A 13,055-nucleotide genomic window follows, 5' to 3' on the forward strand; every position below is an offset into this window, starting at 1 on the left:
GCGACGACGTGACGGAACGAGTCTTGGACCAGAGCGGCACACTCGAGCGGGGGCTCGCGGTGCTCGAACACGTCGGGCAGCACCAGGAGATTTCCACCAACGCGATCGCGAGGCAACTGGGGCTTTCGCGCAGCGCGGCGTACCGCATCGTCGGCACCCTGAAACGGCTCGAATACCTGGAAGCGGACACCGTGACCGGCCGCGTGCGCCTCGGTACACGCCTGGTCGAGCTGGGTGCCCGCGCCATGGCCGCGACCGACCTGCACCGCTGCGCGCCGCGCTACCTGGCCTCCCTGGCCGAACGCTCGGGCGAGACGACCTACCTCGCGGTGCCCGACAACGACACGATGGTCTACGTCGCCACCGAGCGCAGCGCCAGCGCCGTCACGCTGGCCTGCCGCCTCGGCACGCGCCGCCCGCAGCACGCCACCTCCCTCGGCAAGGCGTGGCTCGCAGCCCTGCCGGAGATGGACCGCGTCGAACGCGTGCGCCGCATGAAACTCGACAGCTTGACCCTGAAGACCATCATCGACCCCGGCCGCCTCCTGGACGACCTCGCCCGCACCAGCCGCCGCGGCTGGGCGGTCGACGACGTCGAAAACGAACCGGACGTGGGCTGCGTCGCCGCGGCCGTGCGCGACCACTCGGGCCGCCCGATCGCGGCGATCAGCGTGGCCGGGCCGGCCCCGCGCGTGCTGCGCCGCGCGGAGGAACTGGGCGCGACGGTGGCCGGGACGGCGGCGGCGTTGTCGTTGCGGTTGGGGTATGTGCGGAGCCGGTAGGGCCTGAGTTGGCAGGTTCGGCGGTTGCTTCGACTGCTGCGTAGATCCCGCGGCCTCGCTGTGGACCGGGAGTTCAGGTCGGGCTGGGCTTCAGCTCGCGGTCGGATTCGGCCATTCACGCAGGTTGACCCAGGTCTACGGCTTCTGCGGGATTTCGGCTTCGGCCGTGACGACTTCGCCGTACCGGTCAGATCCCCCACTCCGGCTCGACGCCACCACTGACTCGGCTCGATTCGATCCAGTGCCACACACCTTCAGCCGGCAACCGACGACGTCGACCTGGTCACGACCTCAGTCCCCATCGTCGGCTCGGCACGACCACCACCAACCCGACCTCGGCGCCCTCGCCGCAGCCACCCACCCACCGACTCCGGCCCGGCACCCCGCCGTCGCCGGTGAAGAAACGAAGACTGGGCCCGCCCGGAACCGCCGCCGTCGGGAGGCTCAGGTGATCAGCGAAGGGGCTGACGCGTGACCTGGATCCAGGACTACCAACCGGCGGGCGGGCTGTGGGTGTCCGCGCTGCTCGCCGCGCTGCCGATCATCGTGTTGCTGGTGGCGCTCGGCGTGGTGAAGCTTTCGGCGCACCTGTCGGCGGCGCTGGCGCTGCTGACGGCGCTCGGGGTGGCGCTGCTGCTCTACCGGATGCCGGTGGGGCTGGCGCTCGACTCGGCGGCGATGGGGGTGGTGTTCGGCGTGTGGTCGGTGGCGTGGATCGCGTTCCACGCCGTGTACTTCCACAACGTCACGGTGGCCACCGGCCGCTTCGACAGCATCAAGCGCGTGCTCGCCGGGTTCAGTGAGGACCGGCGGCTGCAGGCGTTGCTGATCGCGTTCAGCTTCGGGGCGCTGCTGGAAGGTGTGGCGGGCGGCGGGTCGCCGATCGCGATCACGGCGGCGATGATGGCCGCGCTCGGGTTTCCGCCGGTGAAGGCCGTGGTTCTGGCGCTGCTGGCGAACACCGCGCCGGTGGCGTTCGGCGGGCTCGGCAACCCGCTGATCGTGCTCGGCCGGCTCACCGGGCCGATCATGCACCTCAAGCCGGAGGAGGCGACGGCGGCGTTCTCGTCGATGGTCGGGCGGCAGGTGCCGTTCCTGGCCGTGATCATCCCGGCGTTCCTGATCGTGGTGCTGGCCGGCTGGAAGAAGATGCTCGAGGTCTGGCCCGCCGTGGTCACGGCCGGGCTGGCGTTCGCGCTCATGCAGTTCGTGGCGTCGAACTACATCAGCGCGAGCCTCGTCGACGTGCTCGCCGCCCTCGCCGCGATGGCCGCCCTGTACGTGCTCACGCGCTTCTGGCAGCCGAAAACCGTGTGGCGCTTCGAAGGCGAGGAGCCGGTGAAATCGGCGAGCCTCGGTGCCGCCCGCTCGGAACGCGGCGCGCTGTACGCGTGGACGCCGTACGTGATCCTGATCCTCGCGATCTTCCTGTCCCGCATCGGCACGATCTTCGCGCACCTGCCGGTGTGGTTGGACCTCACGAAGCTGCTGCACAAGGCCGACTGGGTGTTCGCGTGGCCGGGTCTGCACAACCACGTGATCCAGCACGCGCCCATCACGCCGAAGGACACGCCGTACGCGGCGACGTTCACCGTCGACTTCCTCTTCTCCCCCGGCACGATCGCGCTCATCGCCGCGGTGATCGCGGGCTTCACCATGGGAGCGCGGCCGAAGCAGCTGCTGCGGACCTACCGCGCCACGCTGCACCAGATGCGCTGGGCGCTCGCGACGATCTTCATGATCCTCGCCATCGCGTTCGTGATGAACTACTCCGGCGCCACGCAGACGCTCGGCCTCGCCCTGGCCACGACCGGCGTGCTGTTCCCGATCTTCTCCGCCTACATCGGGTGGCTCGGGGTGTTCCTGACCGGCTCCGACGCGTCGACCAACAGCCTTTTCGGGCCCATGCAGGTGATCTCCGCGCAGCAGCTGCACCTCAACCCGGTGCTGGCCGGCGCCACCAACACCTCCGGTGGCGTGATGGGCAAGATGATCTCCCCGCAGAACCTCTCCATCGGCGCGACGGCGATCGGGCAGAGCGGCAAGGAGGGATCACTGCTGCGCCAAACGTTCCTGTGGTCACTCGCCCTTACGGCGGTGGTCGGCGTGATCTCGCTGCTGCAGGCGACCGTGCTCGGTTTCATGATTCCCTGACGAGGTTTCCGCGCTTCCGGGCAGCCAGTCACCGTCCACTGTGGCCGGTGGCTGGGCTGTCCGGATGAAAACCGGACACACGCGGCGCCGCGCGACTTACCGTGGTGCACATGCCACTGACCCTGATCAAAGGCACGTTCCAGCTCCTCGGCGCCGCCCCGGACGGCGACTCCGTGCGCTTCTACCCCGACGACCCCGCCGCCACGAAAGCCGCCGGCCTGCGCGTCCGCCTCAACTCCCGCGGCGGAATGCAACTGCGCCTCGACGCCATCGACGCACTCGAAACCCACTACCGCCCCCGCGGCGGCGACCTGCTCCACCAGCCAGCCGCCCTCGGCGACGGCGCGGCCGACCGGCTGGTTTCGCTGCTGGGCTTCTCGTCGGTCGTCCGGGGCCCCGGCGGCGTCGTCACTTCGGCGAAGCCGGAGAAGGTGTCGGGGCACATCCTCACGCGCTTCGCGGACAAGTACGGGCGCGCGGTGGCGTTCGCCTTCCCGGGGCAACGGCCGGGGCGTTCGGTGGATGGCAGTGACGTGTTCCTGGATGTCCGGACCTTGAAGAACAGCGTGAACTACCAGTTGGTCGCCGAAGGACTGACTTATCCGACGTTCTATTCACTGCTGTACGTCGACTTGCGGCAAGCCCTGGCCGCAGCCGCTGAAACCGCGCGCGGCTCGGGGAGCGGGGTGTGGGCCTCGGACGTGACGACGTCGGGTTTCCGGCTCCGCTCGCGCGCGCAGTTGCAGGATGAGCTGGTGCTGTTGCCGAAGTTGTTCCGGCGGTTGGCGGACTATCTGGCGTTGGACGAGACCGGCGGCGTGTCGCTGGCCGGGTTCGCTTCGTTCTTGGACACGCGTGATGACCGGTTGTTCACCGTCCCGGATGGACAGTCGACGGAATTGGCGACGTTGGTGGAGGTGAAGAGGCAGACGGTGAAGCTGGTGGTGCCTCCGGAGCGGATTGTTTTCGTGGAGGCCTGAAACGCAGACTCCGCCTCAGCACCCCGCCGCTCGATCAAGCAGCAACGTCCGCTCCCGGGCGTTCCCCGTCATGTCCGCCGCCCGCTCGAACTCCGCCTTGGCCTCGGCGCGACGGCCCAGCTTCAGCAGGAAATCCCCCCGCACGCTCGGCAGCAAGTGGTAGTTCGCCAGCGCCGGTTCGTCGCGCAAGGTGTCCACCAGAGCCAACCCGGCCTCCGGTCCCTCGGCCATCGAAACGGCCACCGCGCGGTTCAGCTCGATCACCGGCGAAGGTGTCAGCTGCGCCAGCCCCGCGTACAACGCCGCGATCCGCGCCCAGTCCGTGTCGTCCGCCGTGCGCGCCCGGGCGTGGCAGGCGGCGATGGCGGCCTGGGCCGAGTACGGGCCGTAAGCGCCGTCCGCGAGTGATTCCGCGCGGGAAAGCGCGTCAAGACCGCGCCGGATCAGCAGCTGGTCCCAGCGGCCGCGGTCCTGCTCCATCAGCAGCACCGGCTCGCCGGTGGGCCCGGTGCGGGCGGCGGAGCGGGAAGCCTGGATCTCCAGCAAAGCCGCCAGCCCGTGGACTTCCGGCTCGGCCGGCATCAGGCCGCTGAGCACGCGCGCCAGGCGCAGGGCGTCCTCGCACAGTGCCGGCCGGAGCCAGTCGTCGCCGTGGGTGGCGGAGTAGCCCTCGTTGAAAATGAGGTAGATGACCTCGAGCACGGACGAAAGGCGGGCGATGCGCTCGGCGCCCACCGGGACCTCGAAGGGAACCTGGGCGTCCGCCAGGGATTTCTTCGCGCGAACGATCCGCTGCGCCACCGTTGATTCCTTCACCAGGAACGCGCGGGCGATCTCGTCGGTCGTGAGACCGCCCAGCATGCGCAGCGTCAGCGCGACGCGGGCGGGCGTGGGCAGGACCGGGTGGCAGGCCGTGAACACGAGCCGGAGGATGTCGTCGGAGATGTGTTCTTCGTCGAGGACGGCGTCGAAGTCCGGGAGGACGCCTTCGCCGAGCTGTTGTTCGCGGCCGAGTTCGTCGAGTTTGCGGCCGAAGGTCTCGTTGCGGCGGAACTGGTCGATGGCGCGGCGCTTGGCCGTGGTCATCAGCCACGCGCCCGGGTTGCGCGGCACGCCGGTCTCCGGCCACTGCTCCAGCGCGGCCACCAGCGCGTCCTGCGCGAGCTCCTCGGCCAGGCCGACGTCGCGCACCATGCGGGCCAGGCCCGCGATCACCCGCGCCGACTCGATCCGCCAGACCGCCTCCACGGCACCGTGCGTCTCCACGGAGCCCATCAGACAGGCTGGCCCGCCCGAGGGCAACCCCGGGCGCGGCCCGGGAGCACCACCTCAGGCGGGCACCACCGTCACGGCAGTTCGATCAGCGGCCGGATCTCCAGCGAACCCGCGGTGAGGTCCGGGTTGGGTGCGCGCTTGAGCAGCTCCACGATCTCCGCCAGCGACTCACCCTGCAGCAGCCACACCCCGGCGACCAGCTCCTTCGTCTCGGCGAACGGCCCGTCCACCACCTGCGGCTGAGGCTCGCCCTCGAAGTAGACCAGCCGCGCGCCCGCCGAGCTGGGGGTGAGGCCCTCGGCCTGGACCAGGTGGCCCGAGGCCGCGAGCTCCTCGTTGAACTTCCCCATCTGCTCGATGAGCTCGCGGCTCGGCATGTTCCCGGCTTCGGAATCAGCCGTGGCCTTCACCATCACCAGGAAACGCATCAGGCGTTCTTCGCCGCTTCGCCACGCAGGCGCTCTTCGGCCTCGCGCAGCTCGGGCGTGAGGTTGTCGCCGAAGTCCTCGGCCTCGGCGATGCGCCGGATCTCGATCTCGTGGTGCGCACCGTCGGTGTTGGGCACGCGGCGCACCCACTCGATGACCTCTTCCTTCGACTTCACCTGCAGGATCCAGAACCCGGCCACGAGCTCCTTGGTCTCGGTGAACGGGCCGTCGATCACGGTCGGCTCGGCGTTGCCCGCGAAGCGCACGCGCGCACCGTCGGCGCTCGACGTGAGGCCCTCGCCGGCCAGCATCACGCCGGCCTTCACGAGCTCCTCGTTGAACTTCCCCATTTCCGCGAGCATTTCGGTGGTGGGCAGCTGGCCGGATTCGGACTCTTCGCTGGCCTTCATGATCACCATGAACCGCATTGGGAGATCCTCTCTCTGTGGTCTTGCCGTCACCCCTGCGTCGAACGGGCCGCCCTGGGATCGACACGGCGCCCGAACTTTTTTCCCGGCGCCGAAACTAGCAGGTCAGGCTGCCGCTCGGGGACGAATCGGGCGTGGGAGAATTTCTCAACGTGGCGCACCTCCCCGACGACCTGCGAACCGCCCTCGACCACGAGCTCGGCCGCTTCCCCGAATCCCGGCTCGCCCAGGCGGTCGACAAGCTCAGCTCGCGCTACCGCTCCGGCGAAGCCGCGACGTCGCCCATCCTCACCTCCGAGCTCGACGTCGCGGCGTACGCGGGTTACCGCATGCCGGCCACGTACGCGGCCGTGAGCGCCGTGCTCGGCGAAGTGGCCGCGGCGGCGCCCGCGTTCGCGCCGCGCACCCTGCTCGACGTCGGCGGCGGCACCGGCGCGGCGGTGTGGGCCGCGGCGCGCGAGTGGCCTTCACTGGAGAAGTGCACCGTGGTCGAGCAGGTCGCCGGCGCGGTCACGCTGGGCCGCAAGCTCGCGGCGGGCGCGGAACACGTGGCGGTGCGCGGCGCGACGTGGCAGCGCGGCCTGATCGAACGTTCGGCGCCGGCTCCCGCGGCCGACCTCGTCACGCTGTCGTACGTGCTCGGCGAGCTGCCGGAACGCACCCGCGACGACGTGGTGCGCTGGCTCGCCGGCACCGGCGGGGCGGTCGCGCTGATCGAGCCCGGCACGCCCGCCGGGTTCGCCCGCATCCGCGCGGCCCGCGACGTGCTGCGCGGCCTCGGCCACACGGTGCTCGCGCCGTGCCCGCACGACGGCGAATGCCCCATCACGCCGGGCCAGGACTGGTGCCACTTCGCCGCGCGCCTGGCGCGCTCGGGCGTGCACCGGCGCATCAAGGCGGGCACGCTGGGGTTCGAGGACGAGAAGTTCTCCTACGTCGTGAGCGCGCCCGCCGGGGTCACGACCGACCGGCCCGACGCGCGGATCCTGCGCCACCCGCGCAAGAACAAGGGCTTCGTGCAGCTCGACCTGTGTACGGTGGAGGGCCTCGCGTCCGGCGTCACCGTTTCGAAGCGCCAAGGCCCGCGTTACCGCGCCGCCCGTGACGCCGACTGGGGCGACGCTTGGACCACTGAGAGCACCAAGACCACCGAGAGCACCAAAGCCACAGAGGACAAGACCACCGAGGGGTAGGCCGATGGGCAAGGTCGTCGCGGAGATCAGCATGTCGGTCGACGGTGTGGTGGCCGGGCCGGGCACGAACACCGACCACCGCCTCGGCCGCGACGGCGAGCTGCTGCACGGCTGGATGGCCCACGGCGACGAAACCGACCACGACGTGATGGCCGGGTTTTTCAAGAACACCGGTGCCTTCGTACTCGGGCGCACCACCTTCGACATGGGCATCGACATGTGGGGCCCGGACGGCGCGTTCGAGCGCCCCTCGTTCGTGCTCACCCACCGCGCGGCCGAGCCGCTGGAGCGCGGCAAAACCACGTTCACCTTCGTGACCGACGGCCCGGAAACCGCGCTGGCCCAGGCCCGCTCGGCCGCGGGTGAGCTCGACGTTGTGGTGATGAGCGGCTCGGCCATCAAGCAGCTCCTGAGCCTCGGCCTGGTCGACGAGCTGCGCCTGCACGTGGTGCCGCTGCTCTTCGGCGCCGGCGTCCGTCTCTTCGACGACCTCGCCGACCAGCGCGTGGCCCTCGAGCGCACCGACGCGATCACCACCCCGACGATGACCCACCTGACCTACCGGATCGCTTCCTGACCGACCGGTGTCCGGTCCGCCGCGGCGGTTCCGACCCTTTCGTGAATCGGACCGGAAGGACACCCATGGATTTCGAAAACCGCGTCGCCGAGATCGTGCGGCAGACGGAACTGCTGCGCGCCACCGCGGCGGGCGCCGACCCCGCGGCGAGCGTGGCGGCTTGCCCCGAGTGGAGCCTCGGGCAGCTGCTGAACCACGTCGGCGCGGGTCATCGCTACGCCGACGGCATCGTGCGTGGCCGCGCGACCGAGGCTCCGGACGACACGTACCTGCGTAATCCCGGCCACGAGACCCGGCCGGACAGCTGGCTCACCGACGGCGCGGAAGCCCTCGCCGCGGCCCTGCGCGAAGCCGGACCCGACACCGAAGTCTGGACGCCCGTCCCCACTGGGAAACCACGCACTGCCTTCTACGCTCGGCGGTTCCTGCACGAGACCGCGATGCACCGCGCCGACGTCGCACTGGCCGTCGGACAGGAGTTCGAGCTCGACGGCGAAGTCGCCCACGACACCCTCGACGAGTGGCTCGAACTCGGCTCCCTGCCGGTGATGTTCGAGTACTTCCCCGAACGCCGTGCGATGCAGGGCCCCGGCCACACGATCCACCTCGCGCCGACGGACCACGCCGCGTCGTGGACGGTCGACCTCACCGGCGACCTGCCGGACTGGCACCGCGGACCAGGTGACGAGCCGGCGGCGACCGTCGAAGCTCCGCTGGCCCAGTTGCTGCTGATCGTCTACGGCCGCGAGCCCGTCACCAGCGCGAAGCTCACTGGGGACACGGCGTTCCTCGACCGGTGGCTTTCCCTCCTGAGCTTCGGCTGACGGGCCATCTCAGCCTCGCGACCGAGGCACTTCGCACCCGCGCAGGAGGCGGCCCGCGGCCGGGCGCGAGACGATCAGTGCCATGACCACCCAGCGCGTGGGCCCGCGGATCGCCCTGGTCGCCGAGATCGCGGCGCTCGGCGTGCTCGTGGTGCTCGACACCGTGGTGTTCGCGCGATCCGGCCCGGCGCAGGGCACGCTCGCGTTGATCGCCGTGAACTTCGCGCCGGGGCTGGGGCCGGTGGTGGCCGTGCTCGCCGTGTTGCGCCGCCGGTTCCCGGACCACGTCGCGCTCGTCGCGGCGGCCGTGTCGTGCCTGTCGCTGCTCGGTACGGCGATCACGGCCGGTGTCGCGGCGCTGGGCGAGCGCCTGCCGGCGCAGCCGAGTGGCGCCGAAGCGCTGGCGATCGCGCTGGTCGTGGGCGCGTGCTGTCACCGTTTGCAGCGCCCGCCGGCGGCGACGTGGTCGATCGTCGGCGGGATCGCGGCCGTGGCCGCGCCGGTGTTCCGCTACGGCATCGGCTCGCCGGCGGCGCTGTTCTCCGCGGCCGCGGCCGTCGCGTGGGGCGCCGCGCTCGCGGTCGGCCTGCTGCTGCGCGACGCCGACGCCCGCACCCGCGCCGAAGCCGTGGACGTGCGCGCGGCCGAGCGGCTGAACCTCGCGCGTGAGCTCCACGACCTGGTGGCGCACCAGATCACCGGCATCGTGGTGCGGGTGCAGGCCGCGCACCGCGTGACCGAGCGCCAAGGCGGCGACACCAGCGCGTTCGCCGAGATCGAGCAGGCCGGAGCCGAGGCGCTGGCCTCGATGCGCCGGCTCGTCGGCACCCTGCGTACCGACGGTGAGCACTTGTTCAGTCCACCGTCCGGGCTCGCTTCGGCCGTGGACCGCGCGGTGCCCGACGACGGCACCGTGACCCTCGATGTGCCCGACGACCTCGGCGGGTTCAGCGCGACACCCGAGGTCGTGACCACCGTGCACCGGCTGATCACCGAGGCCCTCACCAACGTCCGCCGCCACGCGCCGCGCGCCACCGAGGTGCGCGTGAGCGTGCGCCGGGACCAGCGTGACCTCCTGGTGGAGGTCGGCAACGACGGCGCCGCCAAGCCCACCCGTCCCGGCGGCTACGGCTTGATCGGCATGACCGAACGCGTCACCGCCGTCGGCGGTACGGTTTCCGCGGGCCCGGCGGCCGGGCACCGCTGGCTGGTGGCCGCGCGGCTGCCCCTCGAACCAGCCTGACCAGCTCTGCCCCCGAAAAGCCCTGAGCAGGAGGATCTCCGTGCCGGTGACCGTGTTGATCGCCGACGACCAGGCGATGGTCCGCACCGGCTTCCGGCTGATCCTCGAGGGCGAGCCCGACATCGAGGTGATCGGCGAGGCCGCCGACGGTCAGGACGCCGTGCGCCTGGCGCGGCAGCTGCGGCCCGACGTGACGCTGATGGACATCCGCATGCCCGGCATCGACGGCCTGCAGGCCACGAAGCTCCTCGCCGGTCCCGACGTCGCCGAGCCGCTGCACGTGGTGATGGTGACGACGTTCGGGCTCGACGAGAACGTGCACGCCGCGTTGCGCGCCGGTGCCTGCGGGTTTCTGCTCAAGGACGCGGGCGCGACGCTGCTGATCGAGGCCGTGCACGCGGCCGCGCACGGCGAAGCGCTCGTGTCGCCGGCCATCACCACGCGGCTGCTGGCGCACTTCGTCGGCAGCGCGAGCAAGGAACGGTCCGAACCGGACAGTCCGCTCACCAACCGCGAGCTCGACGTGGTGAAAGCCGTGGCCGGCGGCCAGACCAACGCCGAGATCTGCGAGTCACTCGTCCTGTCGCTCTCCACCGTGAAGACTCACCTCGCGGCCGCCCAGCGCAAGCTGCGGGCTCGCAACCGCACCGAGATCGCCATCTGGGCCTGGGAGACCGGGCTCGTCCGCTGACACGACCAGCGTGCCCGCCACCAGGTCACCGAGCCGCTGGCGGCGGGGGTTGACCAGCATGATCACCACGCCCGCGAGGCCCCAGCAGAAGCCGTCGACCACCATCAGCAGGGCGCGGATCACGTAGGCGCGCAACGGTGGCGGCCCGCCGTCGGGCAGCACCACGCGGATCCGCAGCCAGCGCATCGCCGGCGTCTGCCCGCGGTGGCGGTAGGGCCACCAGATCTCCAGGTACAGCGTGGCGACGACCCAGACGCCGAACGTCGTGTACGCCACCACTTCCAGGAACGTGAGCAGCGAGCCGGCCGGGCGCAGGTACAGCACCACGAGCACCGCCAGCACGGCCACCGGCACGGTGCCGAGCAGCATGTCGAGCACGCGCTGCACGACCCGTCGGCCCACCACGCCGGGGCCGGGCGCGGGAATGGTCATGATCCCAGTTTCCCCGCTGCGACGGCGCGGCGCGCGCTGGCCGGCCTCGTTCGCACGGCCGAGGGCGCCGCCGAAGTTCGTACGCGAGGCTGATCGCCCGCGCCCGTGCGCGCCCGAGACTCGAGGGCAAGCGGATCACGGACGAAAGGACCTCCCGGTGCGAACTCCCAGAGCAGTACTGGTCGCGGCGGTCATCACCGCCACCGCGGCCACCGCGGTGCCGGCGGCGAGCGCGGCCGAAGACCCTTACACCAGCCAGAAAATCTCCTGGGGCAGCTGCGCCTTCAAACCGGCCACCGGGGCGAAACCCGCACAATGCGCCGAAATCACCGTGCCGCGCGACTGGGCGAACCCCGATTCGGGCACCGACCTCAAGGTGTCGATCAGCCGCGTCGCCGCCACGGGCGACCGGCTCGGCGCGATGCTGCTCAACCCCGGCGGCCCGGGCGGCCAGGGCACTTCGCTGGCCCCGACGCTGGCCACGCTCGAACCGACGCTCAACGCGAGCTACGACCTGATCGGCATGGATCCGCGCGGCACCGGCCAGGAAGGCAGCAGCGACAAGGGGTTCCAGTGCAACGTGCCCACTTCGCGGCTGCCGGACAGCACCAAGCTCGACGCCCGTGACCGCTCGGCCGCGAGCATCGCCGAGCACCAGCAGACTCCGCGCGCCATCGCCGAAGCGTGCGAAAGCGACGCCCTCGCGCCGTACATCACCACCTGGCAGACCACTCACGACATGGACCTGATCCGCACGCTGCTCGGCGAACAGCAGCTCAACTACCTCGGCTACTCCTACGGCACCTGGCTCGGCGCGAAGTACGCGTCCATGTTCCCCGACCACGCCGGCAAGATCGTGCTCGACTCGAGCGTGGACTTCGAAGGCCGGCTGCAGGCCGATTTCGAGGCGTTCCCGGAGATCGACCAGCGCCAGTTCGACGACGTGTACGTGCCGTGGCTGGCACGGCAGTTCCCGGACCAGCTCGGCAAAACGCCGGAAGCCGTGAAGCAGAAGTACGAGCAGGTGCGCGCCTACTACGCGGCCCACGGCATGTCTCCCGACGCGTTCGACCACGTTTTCGTGGGTAACGGCAGCAAGATCCAGTGGCTGATCGGCGCCCTCGTGTTCACGCAGGGCGCGGCCGCGCTCGACGGGACCACCCCCACATCGCCCGCCGGCCTCGCCGCCGACCTCGACACGCAGTCACAGGCCACCTTCGGCGTGCCGGCCGCCGCCCTGACCACGGCCGACGTCGTGGATGGCACGCCCGCGCCGGACTACAGCCAGGTGAGCGGCACGCGTTACGCCGTGGCCTGCGGCGACCAGCCCACGCGCTCGGCCGCCTGGTACAAGCGGCTCAGCGACCGGCAGGGTCCGGTCGACCCGCTCTACGGCTGGTCCTACGGCCTCGGCGAGACCTGCGGCTACTGGTCCGACGCGCCGCAACACGAGCTGCCGCTGCTGCCCGCCTCGGTCGCCAGTCACGTGCTGGTGGTGCAGGGCGAGTTCGACCCGCAGACCGGCTACGAGCAGGCCCGCGCCGGCGCCCGAGCGGCCGGCGTGCCGCTGATCTCGGTGGACGACGCGCCGTTCCACGGCCAGTACGCCCTCGGCGGCAACCCGTGCGTCGACGGGCTGGTGAACACGTTCCTCATCAAGAACTCGCGCCCCGCCTCGACCACCTGTCCCGGCGTGCCGCTGCCCGGTGAGGACGCCGTGCACCCGGTGGCCGGCCCGGTCGACCACCCGAACCACGGCGTGGTGACCCAGCTGCACGACGCGCTTTCCGGGCTGCGCGACACCGTGCAGCACCTCATCCACACGATCGACGACGGGAGCTGACCATGGGACTGCGCTGGTTACCCCGCACCCGAGGCGCGGCGTGGGCCTACCTCGCGATCGGCGTGGTGATGCTCGGCCTGCTCATCTGGGGCCTGATCACCGGCATCACGGGCGATTCCGCGGTGCAGCTCGGCATCGTCGCGTTCATCTTTCTCGGCTTCACCTCCACGGGCATCGCCAAGCTCGTGCTGACCCGCGAGTAGTT

The 13,055-nt window shown here is 71.0% G+C and carries 14 protein-coding genes; 10 read left to right on the forward strand and 4 right to left on the reverse strand.

What is annotated here, in order from left to right:
• The first annotated feature begins 8 nt into the window (after positions 1 to 8).
• The 3 genes from VSH64_RS33045 to VSH64_RS33055 all read left to right on the forward strand — a co-directional run bounded on the left by VSH64_RS33045 (position 9) and on the right by VSH64_RS33055 (position 3,916).
• Complete coding sequence (locus tag VSH64_RS33045) at positions 9 to 782, forward strand: IclR family transcriptional regulator (RefSeq protein WP_326566665.1); 774 nt, start codon at positions 9 to 11, stop codon at positions 780 to 782.
• 471 nt (positions 783 to 1,253) lie between these two features.
• Complete coding sequence (locus tag VSH64_RS33050; protein ID WP_326566666.1) at positions 1,254 to 2,936, forward strand: L-lactate permease; 1,683 nt, start codon at positions 1,254 to 1,256, stop codon at positions 2,934 to 2,936.
• 110 nt (positions 2,937 to 3,046) lie between these two features.
• Entirely contained in the window at positions 3,047 to 3,916 is an 870-nt protein-coding gene (locus VSH64_RS33055) for a nuclease (protein ID WP_326566667.1), read from the forward strand.
• A gap of 15 nt (positions 3,917 to 3,931) precedes the next feature.
• On the opposite strand, the gene VSH64_RS33060 is transcribed toward VSH64_RS33055, so the two are convergent.
• From VSH64_RS33060 to VSH64_RS33070, 3 genes are all read right to left on the reverse strand, one after another.
• Positions 3,932 to 5,191 carry an RNA polymerase sigma factor gene (locus tag VSH64_RS33060; protein ID WP_326566668.1) on the reverse strand — a complete coding sequence of 420 codons (1,260 nt, stop codon included), beginning with the start codon at positions 5,189 to 5,191 and terminating at the stop codon, positions 3,932 to 3,934.
• Positions 5,192 to 5,262: 71 nt separating this feature from the next.
• Positions 5,263 to 5,619 carry a YciI family protein gene (locus tag VSH64_RS33065; protein ID WP_326566669.1) on the reverse strand — a complete coding sequence of 119 codons (357 nt, stop codon included), beginning with the start codon at positions 5,617 to 5,619 and terminating at the stop codon, positions 5,263 to 5,265.
• A complete protein-coding gene (locus tag VSH64_RS33070) occupies positions 5,619 to 6,047 on the reverse strand; it encodes a YciI family protein (RefSeq protein WP_326566670.1) in 429 nt (142 codons plus the stop codon). Before VSH64_RS33070 ends, VSH64_RS33065 begins: the two co-directional genes overlap by 1 nt.
• Positions 6,048 to 6,199: 152 nt before the next feature.
• Between VSH64_RS33070 and VSH64_RS33075 the strand changes: the two genes are divergently transcribed.
• The 5 genes from VSH64_RS33075 (at position 6,200) to VSH64_RS33095 (ending at position 10,575) form a co-directional block, all read left to right on the forward strand.
• On the forward strand, positions 6,200 to 7,240 hold the full coding sequence (locus VSH64_RS33075; protein ID WP_326566671.1) for a small ribosomal subunit Rsm22 family protein: 1,041 nt from the start codon (positions 6,200 to 6,202) through the stop codon (positions 7,238 to 7,240).
• Between the two features lie 4 nt (positions 7,241 to 7,244).
• On the forward strand, positions 7,245 to 7,817 hold the full coding sequence (locus VSH64_RS33080; protein ID WP_326566672.1) for a dihydrofolate reductase family protein: 573 nt from the start codon (positions 7,245 to 7,247) through the stop codon (positions 7,815 to 7,817).
• 65 nt (positions 7,818 to 7,882) lie between these two features.
• Positions 7,883 to 8,641: a maleylpyruvate isomerase family mycothiol-dependent enzyme gene (locus tag VSH64_RS33085; protein WP_326566673.1), complete on the forward strand. Its 759-nt coding sequence runs from the start codon at positions 7,883 to 7,885 to the stop codon at positions 8,639 to 8,641.
• Between the two features lie 82 nt (positions 8,642 to 8,723).
• A complete protein-coding gene (locus VSH64_RS33090; protein WP_326566674.1) occupies positions 8,724 to 9,884 on the forward strand; it encodes a sensor histidine kinase in 1,161 nt (386 codons plus the stop codon).
• A 52-nt stretch (positions 9,885 to 9,936) separates the two neighbouring features.
• Positions 9,937 to 10,575 (forward strand): response regulator, encoded by a 639-nt coding sequence (locus tag VSH64_RS33095; RefSeq protein WP_407655695.1) that lies wholly within the window; start codon positions 9,937 to 9,939, stop codon positions 10,573 to 10,575.
• Here VSH64_RS33095 and VSH64_RS33100 read toward each other — a convergent pair.
• On the reverse strand, positions 10,456 to 11,007 hold the full coding sequence (locus VSH64_RS33100) for an RDD family protein (RefSeq protein WP_326566676.1): 552 nt from the start codon (positions 11,005 to 11,007) through the stop codon (positions 10,456 to 10,458). The genes VSH64_RS33095 and VSH64_RS33100 overlap by 120 nt on opposite strands.
• A gap of 157 nt (positions 11,008 to 11,164) precedes the next feature.
• Between VSH64_RS33100 and VSH64_RS33105 the strand changes: the two genes are divergently transcribed.
• Positions 11,165 to 12,850, forward strand: a complete 1,686-nt coding sequence (locus VSH64_RS33105; protein ID WP_326566677.1) for an alpha/beta fold hydrolase — start codon at positions 11,165 to 11,167, stop codon at positions 12,848 to 12,850.
• 2 nt (positions 12,851 to 12,852) lie between these two features.
• Positions 12,853 to 13,053, forward strand: coding sequence for a hypothetical protein (locus VSH64_RS33110; RefSeq protein WP_326566678.1), 201 nt, complete (start codon positions 12,853 to 12,855; stop codon positions 13,051 to 13,053).
• Positions 13,054 to 13,055: the final 2 nt, after the last annotated feature.

Source organism: Amycolatopsis rhabdoformis (assembly GCF_035918295.1).
GTDB lineage: Bacteria > Actinomycetota > Actinomycetes > Mycobacteriales > Pseudonocardiaceae > Amycolatopsis > Amycolatopsis rhabdoformis.